15 protein-coding genes and 1 pseudogene are annotated in these 22,542 nt (G+C 68.3%); 2 read left to right on the forward strand and 14 right to left on the reverse strand.

All coding sequences use genetic code 11. The features are described from left to right. Positions 1-72: 72 nt before the first annotated feature. The 4 genes from OG430_RS13095 to OG430_RS13110 form a co-directional block, all read right to left on the reverse strand. On the reverse strand, positions 73-2,037 hold the full coding sequence (locus OG430_RS13095; protein ID WP_327352650.1) for a glycosyltransferase: 1,965 nt from the start codon (positions 2,035-2,037) through the stop codon (positions 73-75). Between the two features lie 84 nt (positions 2,038-2,121). Then, positions 2,122-5,865, reverse strand: a complete 3,744-nt coding sequence (locus tag OG430_RS13100) for a bifunctional glycosyltransferase/CDP-glycerol:glycerophosphate glycerophosphotransferase (protein WP_327352651.1) — start codon at positions 5,863-5,865, stop codon at positions 2,122-2,124. A 116-nt stretch (positions 5,866-5,981) separates the two neighbouring features. Then, positions 5,982-6,950 carry a CDP-alcohol phosphatidyltransferase family protein gene (locus OG430_RS13105; protein WP_442816485.1) on the reverse strand — a complete coding sequence of 323 codons (969 nt, stop codon included), beginning with the start codon at positions 6,948-6,950 and terminating at the stop codon, positions 5,982-5,984. Between the two features lie 280 nt (positions 6,951-7,230). Next, positions 7,231-8,343 (reverse strand): hypothetical protein, encoded by a 1,113-nt coding sequence (locus OG430_RS13110; RefSeq protein ID WP_327352653.1) that lies wholly within the window; start codon positions 8,341-8,343, stop codon positions 7,231-7,233. Between the two features lie 212 nt (positions 8,344-8,555). Here OG430_RS13110 and OG430_RS13115 point away from each other — a divergent pair, with 212 nt between their 5' ends. Together OG430_RS13115 and OG430_RS13120 are read left to right on the forward strand one after the other, a co-directional pair. Then, the gene (locus OG430_RS13115) at positions 8,556-9,641 is read left to right on the forward strand and encodes an LCP family protein (protein WP_442816486.1); all 1,086 of its coding nucleotides are present in this window, start codon (positions 8,556-8,558) and stop codon (positions 9,639-9,641) included. A gap of 33 nt (positions 9,642-9,674) precedes the next feature. Next, positions 9,675-10,046, forward strand: a complete 372-nt coding sequence (locus tag OG430_RS13120; protein ID WP_327352655.1) for an NTP pyrophosphohydrolase — start codon at positions 9,675-9,677, stop codon at positions 10,044-10,046. A gap of 31 nt (positions 10,047-10,077) precedes the next feature. On the opposite strand, the gene OG430_RS13125 is transcribed toward OG430_RS13120, so the two are convergent. The 10 genes and pseudogenes from OG430_RS13125 to ngcE form a co-directional block, all read right to left on the reverse strand. Further along, the gene (locus tag OG430_RS13125) at positions 10,078-11,574 is read right to left on the reverse strand and encodes an amino acid permease (protein WP_327352656.1); all 1,497 of its coding nucleotides are present in this window, start codon (positions 11,572-11,574) and stop codon (positions 10,078-10,080) included. A 203-nt stretch (positions 11,575-11,777) separates the two neighbouring features. Continuing rightward, the gene (dxs, locus tag OG430_RS13130; protein WP_327352657.1) at positions 11,778-13,706 is read right to left on the reverse strand and encodes a 1-deoxy-D-xylulose-5-phosphate synthase; all 1,929 of its coding nucleotides are present in this window, start codon (positions 13,704-13,706) and stop codon (positions 11,778-11,780) included. A gap of 233 nt (positions 13,707-13,939) precedes the next feature. Next, positions 13,940-15,295 carry a sugar ABC transporter permease gene (locus tag OG430_RS13135; protein WP_442816487.1) on the reverse strand — a complete coding sequence of 452 codons (1,356 nt, stop codon included), beginning with the start codon at positions 15,293-15,295 and terminating at the stop codon, positions 13,940-13,942. Then, positions 15,292-16,080, reverse strand: a complete 789-nt coding sequence (locus OG430_RS13140; RefSeq protein ID WP_327352658.1) for an ATP-binding cassette domain-containing protein — start codon at positions 16,078-16,080, stop codon at positions 15,292-15,294. Before OG430_RS13140 ends, OG430_RS13135 begins: the two co-directional genes overlap by 4 nt. Positions 16,081-16,301: 221 nt before the next feature. Further along, positions 16,302-17,399 carry a substrate-binding domain-containing protein gene (locus OG430_RS13145; protein ID WP_442816488.1) on the reverse strand — a complete coding sequence of 366 codons (1,098 nt, stop codon included), beginning with the start codon at positions 17,397-17,399 and terminating at the stop codon, positions 16,302-16,304. 121 nt (positions 17,400-17,520) lie between these two features. Next, complete coding sequence (locus OG430_RS13150) at positions 17,521-18,720, reverse strand: ROK family transcriptional regulator (RefSeq protein ID WP_327359074.1); 1,200 nt, start codon at positions 18,718-18,720, stop codon at positions 17,521-17,523. Positions 18,721-18,911: 191 nt separating this feature from the next. After that, positions 18,912-19,055 (reverse strand): annotated as a pseudogene (locus OG430_RS13155) (carbohydrate ABC transporter permease); the annotation flags it as partial. Between the two features lie 136 nt (positions 19,056-19,191). After that, a complete protein-coding gene (locus OG430_RS13160; protein WP_327352659.1) occupies positions 19,192-19,965 on the reverse strand; it encodes a carbohydrate ABC transporter permease in 774 nt (257 codons plus the stop codon). A gap of 98 nt (positions 19,966-20,063) precedes the next feature. Further along, entirely contained in the window at positions 20,064-21,119 is a 1,056-nt protein-coding gene (locus OG430_RS13165; protein WP_327352660.1) for a carbohydrate ABC transporter permease, read from the reverse strand. A 7-nt stretch (positions 21,120-21,126) separates the two neighbouring features. Next, positions 21,127-22,530 (reverse strand): N-acetylglucosamine/diacetylchitobiose ABC transporter substrate-binding protein, encoded by a 1,404-nt coding sequence (gene ngcE / locus OG430_RS13170; protein ID WP_327352661.1) that lies wholly within the window; start codon positions 22,528-22,530, stop codon positions 21,127-21,129. Positions 22,531-22,542: the final 12 nt, after the last annotated feature.

Raw genomic sequence — 22,542 nt, forward strand, 5'->3', positions numbered from 1 at the left:
CACGGCTTCGGGCCGTACGGGAGTTGCTCCCGTACGGCCCGTTTCGCCATGCGCTTCGGTGGGCGGCCCCGCTCAACTCCCCAGGTCGAGGACCTTGAAGGCCAGCTCCCGCGCGGTGGTGAAGTACGGCCTCAACTCCCGCTTCCCGGTGGCGGTTTCGAGCACCGGACGCGGGAACGTGAAGACGTCCATCGGGTTGCGTACATCCGTCGCGAGCTTCCCGAAGGGGACGGTGGCCGCGTCCGCGTAGGGCCGCAGCGACATGTCCCAGACGTCCTCGCGCCCGATCCGGGCCCCGGCCAGCGCCGACGACGAGATCTCCGCGCGCAGCAGCGCCCCGCGGACGGCCGTGATGGGGAACTCCATGCGGTGGCCCGACTGACGGTGATGCGCGACGACGGCCGCGCCCTGCGCCAGTTGACCGCCCCACAGCACGGCGTTGAGCTGCACCGACTCATGGAGCACGGCGAGCCCGCTGACCTCGGCGTGAACCTCGCGGACCACGCTGCGGACCCGCAGCCGCCGGCCCTCGGCAAGGTACGGCACGCGGTACTCGAGCCCCGCGCCCTCGGCCCGGGGCAGCGTCAGGTTGAGCAGTTCCCCGCTGTCGACGCTCTCGGCGCGCAGCGGCACGGCGTGGCCCTCGTCGGACTGAACCAGGAGCTCCCACTCGCCGTCGGGCAGCGAGCCGTGCCCGGGGACGACCGCCTCCGGCGCCGTGCGGTGGTCCCAGTCGGGGGCAAGGCGGAAGGGGAAGCGGAGCGGCTCCTGTCCGCCTCCCACGGGGCGGCACAGCAGGTGCAGCGCGTGGTCCCGGGCGTGGCCGAGCAGCCGGACGTGCAGATCGCCCTGCCGGCTCACCCGGCAGGTGGCCCGGTCGGGCAGCGAGCGGCGGGCCAGCGCGCCGCCCAGGACGTGCTCGAAGGTGGCGAGGCTCGCGGGCTCCTGGAAGCGGACGGCGTTCTGCTCGGCGGCGAGGCCCATCGCGGCCCGCTTGTCGTCGTCCTCGATGAGCTGGAGCATCGCCTGCGCCATGGCCAGACAGTCGCCGACCGGGACGAGGGTGCCGTCGACGCCGGGGCTGACGATGTTGCGCGGGCCGTGGTCGCAGTCGGTGCTGATCACCGGAAGGCGGGCGGCCATGGCCTCCACCAGGACCACGCCGAAGGGCTCGCGCCTGGAGGGCAGGACGAAGAGCGAGCCCTTGGCGAACTCGTCGTTGACGCCGTCGACCGGGCCCATCAGGAAGACGTTGTTGTACGCCTTGAGCGACTCGATCTTCGCCCGGAGGTTGCGCTTCTCCTCGCCGTCGCCGTAGATGCGCAGCTCCCAGTCGGGGCGGCGGGTGGCCACGATCGCGAACGCGTCGATGAGGTCGTCGAAGCCCTTGTGCGCCTTGAGGACGCCGGCCGTGACGACCACCTTGTTGCGGCCGGTGGAGCGGGCCGCGCCGGCCGCGGGAATGCAGTTGGGCAGCACCGACAGCGGGGCGCGGCCCTCGCAGGCCTCGCCGAGGGTGCGGTGCTCCTCGGGGGTCAGCACCGTCACCGCGTCGAAGGCGGTCTTGTACAGCTCGAAGAGCGGCTTGCGGATGTCGGCACGGTACTCGGTCGGTCGGGAGTGCTCCTGCGCGATCTTGAGGTACGAGCCACCGGTGGCCCGGCCGAGCAGCAGGCTGATCTTGGGGTTGGAGCTGACCACGACATCGGCGTCGGTGGTCTCGAGATGGCTGAGCAGCCGCTTCTCGGCGAGCCGGCTGACCCACGGCTTGCCCCTGACCGGGGTGTCCGGGTAGGTCAGCGGCGCCTTGTCCAGCAGCGGGTCCTCGCCGTCGTAGTACGGCGAGTTCGGGCGACCGTCCGTCAGGTCGACGGTGCGGACCCGGCTGTCGAGCGGGCTCGGCGAGGTGTCGGCGGTCCGTCGCAGCGAGACGATTTCCACCTCGTGCTTCTCGGCGAGGGCACCGGCCAGATTGTGGGTCGCCGTCACGACGCCGCCGATGTGGTAGCGGTCCACGACGATGAACGAGATCTTCACGCAAGGCTCCAAGACAGGCAGAGGGGTCGGTCTCGGCCGGCCGAGTGGGAGGGTCTCGGCCGGCCGGCTGTCGGGGTGGGCGGGTCAGGCCTGCAGCACGGACGCGGCCACCGGGAACTGCCGCGTCTCCCGGTCGTCGCTGCGGCGGCCCGCCAACTGCTCGTAGCGCACGGCGCTTTCGGCCGGTCGTCCGCCGCGCCGCCGCATGCGCGGGGTGACGCCCGGGCGGGCGAGCTCCAGCATCCGGTCGACGACGCGCACGGAGGCGTACCCGTCGTCGAGGTCGCAGAAGTGCCGCTGGAACGCCTCGTATCGCGGCCGGTAGGCGTGCGCGACCCGGTCGATGTCGGCGAGCGCGGCGATCAGGTCGTCGGAGCGCTCGATCAGCGGACCGGGCGCGTGCTCGTCGAAGTCGAAGTAGAAGCCCCGCAGTTTGTCGCGGTAATGCTCGAGGTCGTACGTGAAGAACAGCATGGGACGACCGGTGTTGGCGTAGTCGAACATCAGCGACGAGTAGTCCGTGATCAGCACGTCCGCGACCAGGAACAGCTCGGCGATGTCCGGGTACTGGGAGACGTCGTAGACGAATCCGTCGCCCGCGCCGGGCACGCTGTCCACGATGTTCGGATGCTTGCGGATCATCAGGACGGTGTTGTGGCCAAGGGCGGCGCGCGCCTTCTCCAGGTCGATCTGCAGGTCCAGCTTGTAGCGGCCGGGGCCGTAGAACTGGTCGTCCCGCCAGGTCGGCGCGTAGAGCACCACGCGCTTGCCCGGGGGCAGGCCGATGCGGGCGCGGGCGGCGGCCGCGCGCCGGTCGCGGTCGGGGGCGTAGAGCACGTCGTTGCGCGGGTAGCCGGCTTCGAGGAGCTCGCCCTCGTACCGCATGGCGCGGCGCAGGATCGGGGTGCTGAAGCGGTTCGGGGACACCAGGAAGCTCCAGCTCCTCGACTCGCGGGCCACCTTCTCCAGGTAGTTGCCGTTGGCGAACTGGACGTCCTCGATGTCCCAGCCGATGCGCTTGAGCGGGGTGCCGTGCCAGGCCTGGACGATCACCTGGCCGTCACGGCGCTCGATCCAGTCGGGCAGGTGGGCGTTGGTGATGACGTACTTCGACCGCGCGAGGGCCTCGTAGTAGTCCTCGCCCCACAGCCGGACGGGCTTGACGTCCGCCGGCAGTTCCACCTGGTCGTCGCGGACCAGCCAGAGGTGCTCGACGTCCTCGCCACGGCGCTTGAACTCCTCGTACACCGCGCGGGCGCTGTCCGAGAACTGCTTGCCGGAGTAACTGTCGTAGAAGACCGCGTTGCGCAGCGGCAGGGTGCGGGCCTGCGGGTAGAACTCCTCGCGCAGCTGCTTCTGCCGGTACTGGCCGCGCTCCCAGTCGTACATCCGGGAGTGCACATTGAGGTAGAAGCGGTCGAAGCCACGGCGGTTGAGCTCGTAGCGGCGCCCGCCGAGGGTGGATTCGAGGGGCAGCTGCCCGGCATGACGGGGGGCCACCCGGAGGTTCACCTCGTACGCGTTGGGGTCCTGCGCCCCGTTGACGGACCGCCGGGAAAACGCGAGGTTCCACTTGCCGGAGCGCAGCGGCAGGGTGCCCGCCATGGTGCGGATGGCGTCGGGGCGGATGTGGGCGATGAAGCGGCCCTCCGTCACCATCATGGGCACCAGGTGCTTCTCGTAGTGCGCCTCGTGGCTGAGGGCCAGCTCCTCGATCAGGCCGTCGTCGGGGCGCCGGTACTCGCCCTCGACGATGAGGGTGTCCGCCGCGGACCAGCGGACGCCGTCGATGACGGGCTGCGGGACGCGGTCGTGCAACAGCAGGTGGCCCGGCGCGTTGCGGGTCAGCACGAACTCACGGGCGCCCACCTCGTTCCAGGTGTCGGGGAAGGCGTGGCCCTGCTGGGTGACGTCGTCGTCGATGACGACGTTCACCGGGTTCTTGCGGTCGGGCACCACGAGGACGGTCCGCCAGACCTCCTCGCGGAACGCGCTGAGCGAGTGCAGGTCGTCGGGCACCTGACGGCGGGCCCGGCGCAGGTCGGCCAGCGGTACACGGACCTTGAACTGGGTGCGGGGCTTCTCCCCTTCGTGGCGCTTGGTCGGGCTCAGGGGGTAGCTGTGCACCGCGGTCGATTCGAGGTGGTGGATGCGCAGGGTGGCCGGGGGCTTGCCGTTCGCGGGCAGCTCGCCGCGGTACACGCCGCTCAACTCGACGTGGTCGCCGTCGAGTCGGTGCCCGGTGATGCGTACGCGGACGACCTCGACCTTCACCTGCAGCTTGCCCTTGACGAACATCGGGACGAGCCGGACGTTCTTGGAGACGTAGTGCAGATCCGGGTGCGAGGCGGAGGCGCCGACGCCGGGGCCGATGCCGCCGCGACGGGCTTGGCCGTGCTGGGCCAGGCCGATGTTGAAGCGCCAGACTCCCTCGCGCCACTTGCCCTCGGTCTTGAAGCGGGACAGCGGGATGGAGCAGCTGAAGCCGGACTCGTCGTACGAGTGCTGCACCTGCTTGAGGCGGGCGGTGACCTCGGGGGCCTGCTCCTTGCTCGCCTTGAACGCCCGGGTCTTGCCGGAGCGCGAGTTGCGCATGGCCAGGACGACGGTGCGGCCGAACGAGCGCTCCGCGCCGAGGTGGTTGAGGTAGGCGTGGCCGGTGATGTGCAGCTGGTCGTCGCGGACGACGACCTCCTTGGCCTTGGCCCGCAGGCCGATCTCCTTGCGGAGCTCGAAGACGCTCTTGGGGATGCGCAGCCGGCGGTTCTTGAAGAAGGGGTAGCGGCCGTACTTGCGCAACCGCCCGGCGACCTGGAGTTCGGCGGAGTTCTGCTTCTCGAAGGCGAGCACCTCGAGGAGCTCCGCCAAGTGCCCGTGGGCGATGAGGTGCCACTTGAGCCGCATCAGTGCGGGCAACTCGTCGATGACCGACGGGTCGACCCGGCTCAGGAAGTCCGCGGCCCGGTCCATGAACAGCGCACGGAACTCGCCGTCGGCCTCCGGCAGTACGTTGATGAAGATCCTGATGTCGCTGACCAGCGCCGACTTGTCGTACCAGCGCTTGTACTCGGCGAACTCCGGTCCGCTCTCGCCGGCGAGGAAGCGGCTCACCGAGTCGACGGCGCCGATCCGGTCGCGTACCGCCTTGGTCTCCGTACGCCGCTGGGTGATGGACGGACCGCCGCCCTCGCGCTGACGCCAGTAGTACGTGGGGTACTTGAGGATGTCCACGCTCTTGGCCCGGAAGTGCGCCGGCACGGTGAGCGGGGTGTCCTCGTAGAGCACGCCCTCGGGGAAGGTGAAGCCCTCGGCGTCCCAGAACGACCTGCGGAAGATCTTGTTGGGTGCGAGGCGGTCGGCGATGAGCGACTTGTCCCTGGTGATGTGCGTCTTCAGCTTGGTGCTGGTGGTCGCCGGGCTGTGCATCGGCGACTGCCGGGTCCCGGTGGAGTCCAGGAGGAACACGTTCCCGGAGGCGAAGTCCGACCCGGTCCTGTCCAGTGTCTTGACGCACAGCTCGTAGGCGTTGACCGGCACGATGTCGTCGCTGTCGAGGAAGCCGAGGTAGTCGGCCTGCGGGTGGGCGTGCCGGACACCGGTGTTGCGGGCCGCGCCCAGACCCGCGTTCTGCTGCCGGACGAGCCGGAACCTCGGGTCGGCGGCGGCGAACTCGGCCGCGATCCGGGCGGTGTCGTCGGTCGAGCCGTCGTCGACCATGACGACGTCGAGGTTGGTCAGCGTCTGGGCCGCCACTGACGCCAGGCACTCTTCGAGGTAGGTCTCCACGTTGTACATGGGGATCACGACGGTGAGCCTTGGGGCGATCATGGGCGTTGCCTTTCAACCGGGGCAGCCGCTCGGCTGCCGAAGTCTGTGCAGAGGACGCCCGAGCCATGGGCTCAAGGCGTGGTGGTGGCGTTCTCCCCCCGGAGGTCGTGTGCCGCTCAGGCGCTGACGCGTACGGCCTCGTGCTGCTCGTGGGTGCCGATGCGGCTGCGGCGGGACGTGCCGCGGCGGGGCGTGGGTTCGGGCAGCGGAGCGCGGCGATGCCGGCCGCGGCGTACGGACTCCAGGGAGTCGACGGCCTCTTGCGGCGGGGTCAGCTTGGCCATCTCGCGGCTGAAGTCGCGGGTGGAGAGCCAGAACTTGTACATGATCACCAGCTCGAACAGGCCGAGGAGCACTGCGGAGACCACGACGGTCCACATGATCTGCCCGGTCAGCGGACCGATGATGAACACGAACATCTGGAACTCGATGCCGCTGAACAGGTGCGGCCTGATCCGGCTCCGGAGGAGCAGCCGCCGGACCTTGGCGTACCAGGGGAAGTGGCTGCGGAACCTGGCGTGCAGGTCCACGACTTGGCCCTGGCCGACGGCGGCCGCCTGCTCGGGTTCGAGCCCCGGGTTCTCCCGTAGCACGTCCTCGATGAAGAGGACCTCCTGCGCCTGTTCAGCCGGGTGTCCGGCGGCCAGGCGGTTCTGCTCGGTGACCTTCTCGATCTTGGCTCGCATGGCGCCGCGCATCTTGTGGATCTGCAGCGCGTCCACGTAGCGGAGCATGTCGAGGAAGATCACGCCGAAGGCGGCGAACAGAAATGCCTCATTGTCGGTACGCAGATACTGACCGCCCATGAGAGCGATCGCGCACACCAATACCCGTACCCGGTCGAAGACGTAGTCGAGCCAGCCGCCGAATACGCTTCCGGTGCCCCGGAGTCGGGCGAGCTTCCCGTCGATGCAATCCAGGATGAAGCTCAGGTGATAAATGAGGGCGCCGATGGCGAGAGAGCGCGGATCCCCCTCCACGAAGAACACCGCGGAGAGAATTCCAAGTCCAAGAGCCGCCCAGGTCACGCCATTTGGGGTGACGAATCGCCAGCGGGCAAGGACACAGACCAGGCGTGTTGCCACGGGGTCCACCAGGAGTACCGTCCACCAGGCGTCACGCTTCTTGCATGTCCGCCTCTGGACAGCCTTCAGAGAAAGTCCCCGCATAGCTCCTCAGTTGACCAATCTGCCGCACGCCGAATGTTCGGCGTAAGTCCCTCGTAAGTAGGGAAAACCTAACCAACGGCAGCGATCAACCTTTGACGGAGGAAGTCCCGAACCTGCGGGACCAAGGTCCCGAATGCCAGCCAGGAGCTACGAAAGCAAGATCACCAAGAAATGTCGATCTTGGAATTCGGGCAATTCACCGTGCGGGACCCAGCGCTCCTGTTACCAGCGACGCCTTGTCCCATGCGCCGAACGCGAGCCCCGGCTCGGCCTTCTGCCGCACGGTCCTGAGCACACCCTCGGCCTGCGACAGGGCGCCCACCACGAGCCGCCCCCGCGCGTCCGCGCACAGCGCGACCCGCAGCGTGTCCGGCAGCTGCGGCCCGGACTCCGCCCACCAGGCGCCCGCCGACTCCACCTCGGTGGGGTAGGCGGCCATCGCGGTGCGGCCGGTGACGGACTGCTGGGCGAAGAGCGTGCAGTCGTACCCCTCCAGCACACAGCGGACCGCCGCTGCCCGGCCGTCGCCCGCCGCCGCGACCACCGGGACGGGCTCGGGGTTCAGGTCGGGGCGCCAGGCGACCAGGGTGCCCTCCAGGTCGGTGAAGAAGAGCGTGACCGAGTCCTCGGACGTCGCCATGGCCCGCAGGGTGCCGGGCCGTACGCGCGCGGGCAGCAGCCCCTCCAGGACGGGCACGCCGCCCGGCTCGGTCTGGCGCCAGCGCAGGATGCCGCCGAGCACGGGCGCGTAGACCTCGACCAGGCCGGCGGCGGTGGTGACGGCGACCAGCTCCTCCTCCAGGTGCTTGCCCTTGAGGTCGCGCCACGGCTCCCAGCCGCCGCGCTCGCGCTGGGCGCGCATGCTCAGGCCGCCGAACTCATTGCGCACGAAGACATGGGCGCGCCCCTGCGCGTCGACGGTCACCGCGGGAGTGCCGGTGCGCGGGCGGTTCTTGTTGGGGTGCCCGAGCGAGGTCCAGTCGAGGGCTGCCAGCCGGGACTGGAAGTGCACGGAGTGGACCAGCTCCACCTGGCCCTTCGCGCCGCACTCGCGCAGGCTCACCAGGTGTACGTAGCGGTCGCGGCCCTGCCCCACCGCGAGGTCGGCGAGCAGCCGGGCATCGCCGCCGATGCGGCGCGGGGGCTGCCAGCCGCCCGCGTGCGTACGGTCCTCGGTGAGGCACACCACGGCGCCGTCCCTCGGTACGTACGCGCACAAGGTGCCGTCCCGGTCGCACACCAGCCAGTCGCCGTTGAGGGTCGTCGACGCGTCCGTGGCGACGGTCTTGGGCGCGGTGGCGGTGAGCATGAGGACATTCCAAAAGGCAGAGGGAATTGATGCCCAATGGCCGAGGCCGGTCGGGCCGGGTCACTGTATCCGGCAGTCGGCCCTCGGATTCAACCAGGTCTTTCGGACGACGGTTCGGGACTTTCGGCCCCCGCTGTCGATGTGTGCTCCGCATAAGACTCGGCCATTCACCACTCCCACTCGTCACGGGCCAAACCCGATCAGGCCCAGTCATGTCCCGAGAGAGAAAAGCCTCTATGCCGCAGGATTCGCAGCAGGAACCGTCAGTCGCCCCGCGCAGCCGCGGCAGGAGAATTCGCCGCATCGTGGTGTGGAGCCTGGCGGGAATCCTCGTGGTCTGCGGTGTGACGGCGTACGCGCTCTACTCGCATCTGAACGGGAACCTCAGCAAGGTCGACATCGATGCCGCGCTCGGCACGGACCGTCCGAAGAACGTGGACAACGGCTCGCAGGACATCCTCGTGCTCGGTTCCGATTCCCGCTCCGGCGCCAACAAGGGCCTCGCGGGCGGCGATACGGGTGGCACCGCGCGCTCCGACACGGCGATGGTCGTCCACATCCCGGCCGGCCGCGCGAAGGCGACCGCGGTGAGCATTCCCCGGGACACCTTGGTGACCCGCCCCGAATGCACCACCGAGGCGGGCAGGAAGGTGCCCGAGGCGCAGCGCGTGATGTTCAACTCCGTCTACACCACGGCCGGTCCGGCGTGTGTGGTGAAGACCGTCGAGAAGATGTCCGGCATCCGCATGGACCACTACGTCGAGATCGACTTCGCCGGGTTCAAGGACCTGGTGGACGCGCTCGGCGGCGTCACCGTCACCACCGAACAAGCGATCAACGACAAGGACAGCGGGCTCAGCCTCGACGCGGGGACGCACAGGCTGGACGGCACCCGGTCCCTCGCGTTCGTCCGCACCCGGCACGGCATAGGCGACGGCAGCGACCTCGGGCGGATCGGGCTGCAGCAGAAGTTCATGCTCGCGCTGCTCTCCGAGATCAAGAACCAGGGCGTCCTCAACAGCCCGACCAAGCTGTACGCGATCGCCGACGCCGCGACGAAGGCGCTCACCACCGACTCGGGTCTCGGGTCGCTGACCTCGCTCGCCGATTTCGGCAAGAGCCTCAAGGGCCTCAACCCGGACAGCATGGACACGGTCATGCTGCCGGTCGCGTACGACAAGAAGGACCCGAACCGGGTGGTCGCGGCCGAGCCCCAGGCCGGTGACCTGTGGAAGGCGCTCAAGGCCGACGAGCCGGTACCGGCCTCGGCGAAGAAGTCGCCCGCGCAGGGCGGTTGAGCGCAGGGCGGCGCGAGCTGCGACGCTGGGGGCATGAACAGCACTGTGCTCGTCGTAGACGCCGCCAACGTGGTCGGCTCGGTCCCCGACGGCTGGTGGCGCGATCGTCGTGGGGCCGCCGAGCGGCTGCGGGACCGACTGGTGCCGTACGCCGACGAAGGGGTTGCCGGGCGGGCGGGGCCGCTGGACGTCGTGCTGGTCGTCGAGGGGGCCGCCCGTGGGGTCGAGTCCGTGCCCGGTGTGCGGGTCGTCTCGGCGAGCGGGAGTGGGGACGATCTGATCGTGGAGCTCGTCGCGGGCGAGGAGAGGCCGTGTCTCGTCGTCACCGCCGATCGTGAACTGCGGCGCAGGGTCGGGGAGTTGGGCGCCGAGTGCATGGGGCCGAGGGCCGTCCGGCCGGTCTAGCCGGGGCAGCCCTCGGCGCACCCGCCGCGCGTCAGGCCCCGGGACGTCCGGATTCCTCCTGCCGCCCCAGCCTGCTGTGCGTACGTCCGTAGGCGAAGTACAGCCCGAAGCCGAGCACCATCCACACCCCGAACCGCAGCCAGGTCTCCGCCGACAGGTTCAGCATCAGCCACAGCGAGGCGAGCACCGACAGGATCGGGATCAGCGGGACGAGGGGCGTGCGGAAGGAGCGGGGCAGGTCGGGGCGCTGCTTGCGGAGCAGGATCACGCCGAGGGCGACCACCACGAACGCGAACAGCGTGCCGATGTTGACCAGTTCGGCCAGTACGTCGATCGAGGTGAAGCCCGCGACGATCGCCACGATGACGCCGAGCAGGATCGTCGAGCGGTACGGCGTGCCGAAGCGCGGGTGGACCCTGGAGAAGGCCTGGGGCAGCAGGCCGTCACGGCTCATCGCGAAGAACACGCGGGTCTGGCCCATGAGCAGGATCAGACAGACCGTGGTGAGGCCGACGGCCGCGCCGAAGCTGATCAGGCCGGCCCAGAAGGGATGGCCGACCGACTTGAAGGCGTCGGCGAGCGGGGCGTCCGTGGACAGGTCGGTGTAGTGCTGCATGCCGGTGACGACGACCGAGACGGCCACGTACAGGACCGTGCAAATGAGGAGGGAGCCGAGGATGCCGCGCGGGACGTCGCGCTGCGGGTTGTGGGTCTCCTCGGCGGCCGTCGCCACGATGTCGAAGCCGATGAACGCGAAGAACACCACGGCGGCCGCGGTGAAGATGCCCATCACGCCGAAGACGGTGGGGGTCCAGCCGAAGATCAGCTGGATGAGGGGCGCCGTCATGCCGTCGCCGCCCTCGGTGTCCTGGGACGGCGGGATGAACGGCTTGTAGTTGGAGCCGGTGATGAAGAAGGCACCGACGATGATCACGAGCATGACGACGGTGAGCTTCACCGCCACGACGACCGCGGTCACCCGGGAGGACAGCTTCATGCCGGCCACCAGGATCGCGGTCAGGACGAGGACCAGGATGCTGGCGAGCAGGTCGAAGCCGAACTTTCCGTCGTGCGTGCCGGTGAGCGCCTGGGGCAGGTGCATGCCGGCCGTGTCCATGAGGGAGCGGACGTAGCCGGACCAGCCGACCGCGACCACGGCGCAGCCGAGCGCCATCTCCAGGATCAGGTCCCAGCCGATGATCCACGCCGGGAGCTCGCCGAGTGAGGCGTACGAGAAGGTGTACGCGGACCCGGCCACCGGGACCGTCGACGCGAACTCCGCGTAGCAGAGCGCCGCGAGGGCGCACACGAGGCCCGCGACGACGAAGGCCAGGGCGACGGCCGGGCCCGCGGTCTCCTTGGCGATCTTGCCGGTGAGGACGAAGATGCCGGTTCCGATGATGACGCCGACGCCGAAGACCGTGAGGTCGAGCGACGTGAGCGATTTCTTGAGCGCGTGTTCCGGTTCCTCGGTGTCCCGGATCGACTGCTCGACCGTCTTGGTCCGAAAGAGAGTTCTGCTGCTCACGGCTTACCTCCACGCTGGTCGTGCTCGCCATGATCGAGACGTGGCGCGTGCGATATGCCCTTCCGCATGCCGGTTTCATGCGAATGGGCCGGTCGGTCCACCCGTAATGGGTGCACCGACCGGCCCTTTGTAAACCGGAGGCTGACCAGGTCAGCACTACGTCAGTCGCGTGCGGGTTCCGCTCAGTCGCATGCGGGTTCCGGTCAGTCGCGTGCGGGCTCCACCGCGTTCGCCGTCGCCGCGTCGCTCTCGTACCGGCCGTCGAGCTTCGACACCAGGCCGGTGACCTGGCGTGCGATGTCGGGGGCCGTCAGGCCGATCTCGGCCATGACCTCCTTGCGCGAGGCGTGGTCGAGGAAGCGCGGCGGGATGCCGAAGTCGCGCAGCGGTACGTCGACGCCCGCGTCCCGCAGGGCCTGGGCGATCGCCGAACCGACGCCGCCCACGCGGCCGTTGTCCTCGACCGTGACGACCACGCGGTGCTGCTCGGCGAGCGGGGCGAGCGCCTCGTCGACGGGCTTGACCCAGCGCGGGTCGACCACGGTGGTGGAGATGCCCTGCTTGTCGAGGAGCGAGGCGATCTCCAGGCACATCGGGGCCAGGGCACCGACCGAGACCAGGAGGACGTCGGGGCGCTCCGAACCCGCGTGCCGCAGCACGTCCATGCCGCCGACCTTGCCTACCGCGGGGACGGCCGGGCCGACCACGCCCTTGGAGTAGCGCACCACGGTCGGGGCGTCGTCGACCTCGACGGCCTCGCGCAGCTGCAGGCGGACCTGCTCGGCGTCGCGCGGGGCGGCGAGCCGGAGGCCGGGCACGACCTGCAGGATCGACATGTCCCACATGCCGTTGTGCGAGGCGCCGTCGTCGCCGGTGACGCCGGCCCGGTCCAGGACGAAGGTGACGCCGCACTTGTGCAGGGCCACGTCCATCAGGAGCTGGTCGAAGGCGCGGTTGAGGAAGGTGGCGTACACCGCGAAGACCGGGTGCAGGCCGCCCGTCGCGAGGCCCGCCGCGGAGGTCGCGGCGTGCTGTTCGGCGATGCCCACGTCGTACACGCGGTCCGGGAAGGTCTCGGCGAACTTCTTCAGGCCGACCGGCTGCAGCATCGCCGCGGTGATCGCGACGACGTCCTTGCGGTCCTTGCCGAGCTTGACCATCTCGTCGCCGAACACGGAGGTCCAGGAGGCGGCCGCGGCCTTGATGGGCAGGCCGGTGTCCGGGTGGATCGGGCCGATGCCGTGGAAGCGGTCGGCCTCGTCCTGCTCGGCGGGCTGGTAGCCGCGCCCCTTCTCGGTGAGGCAGTGCACGATGACCGGGCCGCCGAAGCGCTTGGCGCGCATCAGGGCGGACTCCAGGGCCTGGATGTCGTGGCCGTCGATGGGGCCGACGTACTTCAGGCCGAGGTCCTCGAACATGCCCTGCGGGGCGATGAAGTCCTTGAGGCCCTTCTTGGCGCCGTGCAGCGTCTCGTAGAGCGGCTTCCCGACGACCGGGGTCTTCTCCAGGACTTCCTTGGTGCGGTGCAGGAACCGCTCGTAGCCGTCCGTCGTACGCAGGGTGGCGAGGTGGTTCGCAAGTCCGCCGATGGTGGGGGCGTACGAACGCTCGTTGTCGTTGACGACGATCACCAGCGGGCGGTCCTTGGCGGCCGCGATGTTGTTCAACGCCTCCCAGGCCATGCCGCCGGTGAGGGCACCGTCACCGATCACGGCGACCACGTGGTCGTTCTTCTTCAGGACCTCGTTGGCCTTCGCAAGGCCGTCGGCCCAGCCGAGGACGGTCGAGGCGTGGCTGTTCTCGATCACGTCGTGCTCGGACTCGGCGCGCGAGGGGTAGCCCGAGAGGCCGCCCTTGGCGCGCAGCTTTCCGAAGTCCTGGCGGCCGGTGAGCAGCTTGTGGACGTAGCTCTGGTGCCCGGTGTCGAGCAGCACCCGGTCCTTCGGCGAATCGAAGACGCGGTGCAGCGCGAGGGTGAGCTCGACCACGCCGAGGTTCGGGCCGAGGTGGCCGCCGGTCTTGGAGACCGCGTCCACGAGGAAGGTCCGGATCTCTGCGGCGAGCTGGTCCAGCTGCTCGTGGCTGAGCCGGTCCAGATCACGCGGCCCCTTGATGCGGGTCAGCAGGCCCACCCGTGCCTCCTAGCGGTATTGGTGCGGTAGAGCTGTTCGAGCTTTGCCGGATCTGTCGAGTCTAATGTTCCGCCCGGGGTGGCTGCCCTCGGGTGCCTCATGCATTCGGCCGTACGAGGATTCGTACGGTCTTACGTATCGGTACGCCCAGACTGACGTACGGGCACGCGCGACAGTGCCCGGCACCGGTGTGGTGCCGGGCGCTGTGGGGCCCGGATGGCGCCCCGGAGGCGCTATGCGCGGCCTGCGGTCTTCTGCGTACGACGGGACACGGAGTCCAGGACCACCGCGGCCAGCAGGACCGCACCGGTGATCATGTACTGGACGGCGGCGGAGGTGCTGCCGTTCATGTCCAGGCCCGTGATGATCGACTGGATCACCAGGATGCCGAGCAGCGCCGACCACGGCGTACCGCGACCACCGAAGAGGCTGGTGCCGCCGATCACCGCGGCGGCGATCGCGATCATCAGGGTGTTGCCGCCACCGAGCGTGGAGTCGGCCGTGCCCTGCTGGGAGGCGATGAACAGACCGCCGAGGCCGCCGAGGAAGCCGGAGATCGTGAATACCGAGATCCGGATCCAGGCCACGTTGATGCCCGCACGACGGGCCGCCTCGACGCCGCCGCCGACCGCGAAGATCTGCCGGCCGTAGTTGGTGCGGCGCAGCACGAAGCTGGCCAGGAGCACCGCGCCGAGGAAGATCGTCACGCCGAGCGGCAGGCCCTGGTACTGGTTGAAGGCGTAGGCCGGGACGAAGGCCAGGACCGCGATGACGACCGTGCGCAGGACCAGCTCGCTGACCGGCCGGTGCGGCAGGTCGGCTGCCTTGCGGCGACGGCGCTCGGACCACTGCGTCAGGGCGTAGAGGGCGACGCCGACGGCGGCGAGGCCGTAGGCGGCCGCGACGTCCTCGAAGTGGTAGTTGTTCAGGGTGTAGACGACACCGTCGGAGAGGTTGTTCAGGCTCAGGGTGTCGTCGAGGACGTACAGCTGCAGACCGTTCCAGCCGAGGAAGCCGGCCAGGGTCACCACGAACGCGGGTACGCCGATCTTGGCGAAGAAGAAGCCGTGGATCGCGCCGATCAGGGCGGCTCCGACCAGTCCGATGAGGACGGCGAGGTATTCGTTGTAGCCCTGCTTGATGGCGAGCACCGAGGTGACGGCGGCGGTCAGACCGGCCACCGAGCCGACGGACAGGTCGATCTCACCGAGCAGCAGCACGAAGACGATGCCGGTGGCGATGAGGCCGGGGCCGGCGATGTACTGCGCGATGTTGTTCACATTGGACGGCTCGAGGAAGCGTCCGGTGCTCGACTCGAAGATCGTCCAGATGACGATCAGGCCGATGATCACGGGGAGCGAGCCGAGCTCGCCGCCCTTGATCTTGCGCTTGAAGTCGATGAGGTAGCCGGCGAAGCCCTGCTCGCGCACGAGCAGCCGGGGGTCGACGGCGGGTATCGCGTCGGGCGCGGGGGCCTCGGCGTCGACGACCTGGTGCGGGATGGCCGCGTCCTTGGTGACGGAGGTCTTGCCGGTGCCGGCCTGCTCCGCGCTGTCGTCAGCCTTCTTGGCCTTCTTGATGTCGCTCACTTCGCGACCTCCGAGGTGCGCGCCTGGCGGCGGGTCACGGCGTTGTCCGTGGCTCCCGTGATCGCCGAGATGACTTCTTCGTTGGTGGTGTCCTTGACCTTGAAGACACCGTTGTTGCGCCCGAGGCGCAGGACGGCCACGTCATCGGCCACGGCCTGGACGTCGGCCATGTTGTGGCTGATGAGGATCACCGCGAGACCGCGCTCGCGCAACCGCTCGACCAGGTCGAGGACCTGCGCGGTCTGCTCGACGCCGAGTGCCGCGGTGGGCTCGTCGAGGATGACCAGCTTGGGGTCGCCGACCAGGGCGCGGGCGATGGCCACGACCTGGCGCTGGCCGCCGGAGAGCGAGGCGATCGGGATGCGGACGCTGGGGATGCGGATCGACAGGGTGTCGAGCAGCTCCTTGGCGCGCTTCTCCATGGCGACCTCGTCGAGGACCTTCGCCCTGCCGAGCTCGCGGCCCAGGAACAGGTTGGCCACGACGTCCAGGTTGTCGCAGAGCGCGAGGTCCTGGTAGACGGTCGCGATGCCGAGGTTCTGGGCGTCGTGCGGGCGGCCGATGGAGACGTGCTTGCCGCCCCACTCGATGACGCCCTCGTCGATGGGGTGAACTCCGGCGATCGTCTTGACCAGGGTCGACTTGCCGGCGCCGTTGTCACCGACCAGGGCGACTACTTGGCCGGCGTGGACTTCCAGATCGACATCGGTGAGCGCCTGGACAGCGCCGAAGCGCTTGGAGACGCCGCGCAACGCCAGTACGGGCGCAGCGGACATGTGAACCATCTCCCTCGACTCGTACGTGCTCTTGGCGTCGTACGGCCGGATGAAAGTGTGCGGTGGATCTTGCTGAGGGGCAGCGGGCGCCGCCGCGGCGGAGCGCAGGCGGCGGCGCGGACTGCGGCCCAGCTGGTGCGTGGGGCAGCAGCTGGGGGATGGCTGGCGTACGGCGCCCCCCGACCCGGCAGCGGGGTCGGTAGGGGCCGGGGGTGCACCGTACGAGTCTGCTACTTGATGCCGGCCGCGGAGCAGGCCTTGGCGAAGTCGGCGGTGCAGATGTCGCTCGCCTTGAACAGGCCGTCCTTGATGACCGTGCCCGCGATGTCCTTCTTGGTGATGACCTGGGCCTGGATCAGCGCGGAGGGGATGCCCTTGTTGCTGGGGCTGTCCAGCTTCTTGGTGATCAGCGAGTCGATGCTCTCACCGTTCAGGAGCTTGACCGCGACCTCGGCGGTGAGGTCGGCCTCGGGCTTGTACGGCTTGTAGATGCTGAAGGCCTGAGTACCCTTCAGGATCCGCTGCACGCCCGCGAGTTCGGCGTCCTGGCCACCGACCGGGACGTCCTTGATGCCGGCCGACTCCAGGGCGGCGATGATGCCGCCGGCCATGCCGTCGTTGGCGGAGTAGACGGCGTCGAAGCCGTCCTTGCCGAGCTGGGTGATGGCGGTGCCCATCTTCTTGCCCGCGATGGACGGGTCCCACTCACCGGTCTGCTCGTAGACGACCTTCTTGACCTGCTTGTCCAGGACCGAGTGCGCGCCCTTCTTGAACAGCGCGGCGTTCGGGTCGGACTCCTTGCCGTTGATCATGACGACGTTGGAGTCCTTGGCCTTGTCGCCGAGCGCGTCGACGATGCCCTGGCCCTGGAGCTGGCCGATCTTCTCGTTGTCGAACGAGACGTACGCGGAGACCGGGCCCTCGGACAGCCGGTCGTACGCGACGACCTTGACGCCCTTCTTGTCCGCGGCCTCGACCCAGGACTTGGCGGCGCTGGAGTTGACCGTGTCCAGGATGATGACCTTGACGCCGGCCGCCATCAGCTGGTCGAACTGCTGCTTCTGGCGCGAGACGTCTTCGCCGGCGTTCTTGTAATCGATCTTGCACTCGGAGCAGAGCTCTTTGACCTTCGCCTCGATCAGCGGCTTGTCGAAGGACTCGTAGCGCGTGGTCTTCGACTCCGGGAGCAGCAGACCGATGGTCTTGTTGCCACCGTCCTTGCCTCCCTCGTCGCCGTTGTCGTCGCCGGCCTTGCCACAAGCGGCCAACGAGAGTGCCATGGATACAGCGGCGGTGCCTATGACGACGCGGCGCGTCATTGCGTTCATGAAGGGTGCCTCCCTGACGAGGCCGCGTCGTTGCGGCCGAGGTGGCAGTGAGTCAACTCGGCCGCCAGAGCAGCGTCAAGGAGTAAATCCTTAACGAGATGACAACGGTGCCATTCGTTATCTAAGTGAAGGCAGGTGCGGGTGAGGGCACGGCGCCGTCAAGAAGTGTCGAATCGCCCATTTCACTCAGGGCGAGGGCCAGTGCGCCCAGCACTTCGGCCCGCCCGCCGAGCGCTCCGGGCAGCACCGACAACTGCCGTGCCGCACTGGGAATCGCGTACCGCCCGACCGACTCACGGATGGGCGCGAGCACCAGTTCGCCGGATTCGGCGAGGTCGCCGCCGAGCACCACGCGGGAGGGATTGAGCAGGTTGCAGAGGTTGGCGACACCGCTGCCGATGTGCCGCCCGACGTCGGAGATGACGCGACGGCAGCCCGGATCGCCGTCCCTGGCGAGCTTGACGACCTTCTCCATCGTCAGGCCCGTGCCATGGCTGGATTCGAGCAGTGGCAGCACGTAGCGGGCCGCGGTGAAGGTCTCCAGGCAGCCGCGGTTGCCGCAGCGGCAGACCGGGCCCGACTCGTCGAGGGTGATATGTCCGATCTCGCCGGCCGTTCCGCCCGGGCCCCGGTAGATCTGCCCGTTGATCACGAGCCCGGCGCCCACACCGCTGGCGACCTTGATGTACGCGAGGTCCTTGACCCCGCGCCCGCTCCCCCAGACCAGCTCGCCGAGCGCGCCCAGGTTGGCGTCGTTGTCCACGTACACCGGGACCCCGAGACGGCCGGAGAGCTCCTCGCCCGGGTTGGTGCCCGACCAGCCCGGCAGGATCGCGGTGGAGCCGAGCGTGCCCGACTCGACGTCGATCGGTCCCGGCACGCCGAGCCCGACGCCCACGACCTTTGAACGGTCCACGCCTGCGCCCTCGATCAGGCGGCCGACCAGCTCTTCCGCCCGGTCGAAGCCCTGCGCGGCGGAGGCGTCCACATCGAGCGGCTCGGCCTCCTCGGCGAGCACCTGGTGGGCCAGGTTGCCGATCGCGACCCGAAGGTGGGTGTGCCCGAAGTCGACGCCGACCACCAGGCCCGCGTCGCCGCTGAGCGAGACGCTGCGGGCCCTGCGGCCGCCCGCCGAGGTGGGTGTGACCTCGACCGTGCCGCCGTCCTTCAGCTCCCGGACGATGTTGGAGACGGTGGCCGCCGAAAGGCCCGTCGTCCTCGCGATCTCCGCCTGGGTGAGCGATCCGGCCATGCGTACGGCCCGCACCACCCGCTCGAGATTGGCCCGGTGCAGCGATGACTGCGACCCCGGAGTCTCCACGACGACCTCCCCTGCCGGAACCGCTTCGATGAGGCCCCGACGTATCTCCAAGTAATGAACTCTAAGGGGAGCCTCTACGGTTGTCCCCCGTCAAGCCCTTGAGAGGATCGGGGTCCACCGGCACGGCAGTGGCCGGGACCTCGGAGGTCCCGGCCACTGCCGTCGTGTCATGTCATGTCACCAGTGCCGCGCTACTTCACCGAGCCCTCGGTGAGGCCGGAGACGACGTGCCGTTCGATGAAGGCGAAGAGCACGACGACCGGCACGACGGCGACCACGGATGCGGCGAAGAGGTAGTTCCACTCCACCGTGTAGTTGCCGATGAAGTTGTTCATGAAGTTGTTGATGAGGGTCCAGCGCCCTGAGCCACCCCGACGATCCCCTGACGCGGCTTCCAGCACGCACCCCGGAAACGAGACTGCCCGCCGAGGCCAACGATGTTGACCTCGGCGGGCAGTTGGACAGCAAGTGTCAGCGGAAGGTGCCTTGCGACACCGAACCGGCAATCCGGCGCTGGAAGATGACATACACGACCAGCACAGGCACCACCGTGACCACGATCGCCGCGAAGAGCGCACCGTAGTCGACGTCGTAGACCTGCGAGGACGCGTAGGCGGCCATCCCCTGGGTCAGGACCCACTTGTCCTGGTCGGTGTTGAGCGCCACCGGCAGCAGGAACTGGTTCCACAGCCCCAGGAAGTTGAAGATCGCCACCGCGGCCATGCCCGGACTGGCCATCGGCAGCATCACCTGGAAGAACGCCCGCCAGTCACCGGCACCGTCGATCAACGCGGCCTCGTAGACGTCATGCGGCAGTGACCGGAAGAACGAATAGAGGAAGAACACCGTGAACGGCAGCGCGAACGCGACGTAGGTGAGGATCAGTCCCAGACGCGTGTTCAGCAACCCGAGGTTCTGCAACTGGAAGAACAGCGGCACGATCGCCAGGAAGACCGGGAACGTCAGTCCGGCCAGCATCGTGTAATAGATCAGCCGGCGCCCGGGAAACTGGAACCGGGCCAGGATGTAGGCGCACATCGCACCCAGCAACATCACCAGGACCAGCGCAGAGACAACGACGATCACCGAGTTCAGGAAGTACTTCCCGATGTTCGCGTCGGTCCACGCGTTCGCGTAGTTCTCGACCCTCCAGTGGTCCGGGAGCGAGAACGGCGACGACAGGATCTCGCCGGTCGATTTGAACGACGACATCAGTACCCACAACATGGGCACGATCACGATCACGGACCAAATGATCAGCAAGACGTGCGAGACCGTGGCGAACCTGCGGTCGCTGCTCGCGGTGACTCTGACCAGTTTCCGGTCGGCGGCTACGGCGCTGCTCACTGAGCACCTCCCTTGGCTCCAGCACGCCGAGCCTTGAACCCACGCGCGTTCTCTTTGTCCTCGCCACCGCCGGTCAGGCGGAAGACGGTGAACACCAGCGCCGCGAACACCAGGGTGACAACAGCGAGGACGACACCCATCGCGGTGGCATATCCGAACTGCTGCTTGGCGAAGGCGACGTTGTACAGCCGCTGGCTGATCGTCAGCGTCGTGTTGGCCGGCCCGCCGTTCGGCAACATCGCCTGTACGTAGACGAACGCGTCCAGCGCGGCGATGCCCAGGTAGATGTACGCCGTCTGCACACTGTCCCGGATCGCCGGCAGGGTGATCGAGATCGTCGTCCGGAACCGCCCGGCCCCGTCGATCCTGGCCGCCTCGTACAGCTCGGCGGGAACTCCCTTGATCGCGGCGATGAAGAGCACCGCGTAGAACCCGACGAGTCCCCAGATGATGACGAACATCAGGGACGGCATGGCGGTCGCCTTCTCGCCCAGCCAGGCGAACGCCTCGAAGCCGTCAAGACCGGTCTTGGTGAGGAAGCCGTTGACCAGGCCGGCGTTCGGGTCGAACATCTGCGCCCAGATCAGGCCGACGATGATCGCCGGCACGACATAGGGGAAGAACGAGATGATCCGGTAGAACGACGCACCCCGGATCCCCCGGACGGGGCCCTTGCTGGGCCCGCCCAGGGTGATGGCCACCGCGACCCCGAGGGCGAGCGTCAACGTCACCAGCGGTACGACGGCCGCGAGCAGCGCCACGTTGCGCAACGCCTTCAGGAAGATGTCGTCCTCGAACATCTTGGTGAAGTTGTCGAGACCGATGAAGTTGTAGTCCGGGCTGAAGCCGCGCCAGTCGGTCATCGCCCAGTAGATCGCCTGGACGAACGGCATCAGGACGAAGACGACGAAGACGGCCAGCGGTATGCCGAGGAACGCGAGGAAGAACGTCACCCGGTCGAAGGTGAGCTTGCGGCGCCCGGGACGCCCGCCGCGAGCGGCCGACTTGAGCCGGCCGCTCGCGGGTTCGAGTTTGGTGATCTTGTCACTCATCGCGCTGCTAGCTGACCTTTTCCTTCTCGATGGAGTCGTCTTCCCGGATCTTGTCGGAGATCTTCTGCAGAGCCGAGGTCAGACCCTTGCCATCGATGTCGCCGGCGAGGAACGAGTTCCACGGCACCAGCTGGTCGGTGTTCATGCCGTAGGCCTCGACGAACGTGTAGTTGAAGATGTTCTCGCCCGCGGCCTCGAGCATCTTCGTCTGCGAGACGAGGGCCGTGGAGCCGTATCCGTCGGCGGGCACGGTGCCCTTGACGATCGTCGGGGCCAGCTTCGTCTTGGAGAAGTTGGCGGCCGCCTTCTCGGACAGCATCGCCCGCAGGACCTCCTTGCCGCCGGCCGGGTTCTTGCCCTGCTTGGGAACGATGAACGGCTCGCCCGCGGCCGCACGGAGCGCCTCGTAGGGGATCTTCGGCTTGTCCGTGAGCGTCATCGCCGGGACGCCGGTCATCTGGAAGTCCTTCTTGGTGGCGTCCTTCATCTCGTTCTCGATCCAGCCACCGGACGGGTAGAGCAGCGCCTTCTGGTCGTTGCTCCAGATCGCCTGCGCCTTCTGGAACTGGGTGCCGGAGCCGCCGGGGACGAACATCTTCTCCTTGACCATGGTCTCCATGATCTTGATGACGCCCTGGACGGCCTCGTGCGACCAGCAGTCCTTCTCCAGGTTGCCAAGGGCGATCCGGACCTCGTCGCCACCCTCCTTGATCGCCGAGTCGATCAGGAGCGTCCGGTAGTAGGTCGCCGCCTCCTTGCCGTGGACGAAGAGGTACTTGCCCTTCTTCTTCGCCTTCTGGCCGAGGTCGAGCGCCTCGTCCCACGTCTTCGGTGGGGTCCAGCCGTTCGCCTCGAACAGCGTCTTGGAGTACCAGACGCCGTACACCGTCATCACGTAGTTGAGCCCGACGAACTTGCCCTTGAAGGTGCCGGGGGCCTTGACGCCGGGGTAGACGATGTCGGCGATCTTCTTGCCCTCGTAGGTGTTGGCCTCGAAGACGTCGTCGAGCTCCTCGAGCTGGTCGAGAATGCCCAGGAAGCCGATCTGGTCCTCGCCGGAGTTGTCGATGAGGTCCGGCGGGTTGCCACCGACGAAGCGGGGCTGGAGCTGCGGGCCGATGTCGACGACCGGCTTGACGTCGACCTTGACACCGGCGATCTGCTTCGCGATGACCGTGTTGGCGAACTCGACGTAGTCGGTGCCGTAGCCGCCGTCGAAGATGGCCGCCTCGACCTTGGAGTTCTTGGCGACGCCGAACGGGTTCTTGGCCGAGGTCTTGCCCTTCGGGCCACCCTTGTTGTTTTCGGAGGAGGGAGAGCTACATGCAGTCGCCATCGATGCCGTGGCCGCTGCTGCTATCGCCCCGCGCAGGAACATCCGCCTGTCAAGAGACCCCATACGAGTCGTCATCTCTGCATCCTC

Source organism: Streptomyces sp. NBC_01304 (assembly GCF_035975855.1).
GTDB lineage: Bacteria > Actinomycetota > Actinomycetes > Streptomycetales > Streptomycetaceae > Streptomyces.